This window comes from Actinotalea sp. C106 (assembly GCF_023630195.1).
GTDB lineage: Bacteria > Actinomycetota > Actinomycetes > Actinomycetales > Cellulomonadaceae > Actinotalea.
Genome location: NZ_JALPKN010000619.1, coordinates 1 through 627, shown reverse-complemented (window position 1 = coordinate 627; position 627 = coordinate 1). Strand labels below are relative to the sequence as shown.

The 627-nt window shown below is 78.6% G+C and carries 1 protein-coding gene; it reads right to left on the bottom strand.

Annotated features, from left to right (window positions below; genetic code table 11):
- A partial coding sequence (locus tag L0B03_RS18835) for an ATP-binding protein (protein WP_250448643.1) occupies positions 1 to 627 on the bottom strand: 627 nt, incomplete at both ends.

The window sequence follows — 627 nt, the reverse complement described above, 5'->3', positions numbered from 1 at the left end:
TGACCCGGGCGCCCCCCGCGGCCTCGCCCGGTGACTCGCGTGCCACCTGCAGGGGCAGCGCCCGGCCACGGTGCACGAGGGCGCCCCGGCCCGGGTGGTCGGCCAGCACCGGGTCCGTCACCAGGGACAGGTCCGTGCCGGCGACCTCACCGCTGCCCGGGCTCGACGGGCTCAGCACCACGACGCAGCTCTCTCGCAGCAGCGCGAGAGGGCTCCGGAAGGCGCTCGCGGCGCTGACCGTGCGGCACGAGGCGAGCAGCACGGGTGGTCGCGGTCCGCTGAGGACCGCCGCGAGGTGGTCGGCGAGACGGGGGTCCGTCCGGAGGTCGACGTCGAGGTCGTCCAGGAGGTAGGCCGTGCGCGGGGCGAGATCAGAGCCTGCCTGCTGGGTGTCCGACCGGGGCGCAGAGGCGGGCGGCGGGCCGGCCTGGACCGCCCAGCCCCGGGCGCGGATCCCGTGCGCGAGGGTCTCCAGGACCGTGGTGCGCCCCGAGCCCGGGGGCCCGGTGACCAGGAGGCCACCCCGCAGCGGCACCAGGACGGGGGTCGCGAGGTCACCCCCGAGGCCGAGGACGACCTCGAGGGAGACCGGGCCGGGGCTGAGCCCGGCCCCGCGCCCACCGGCCG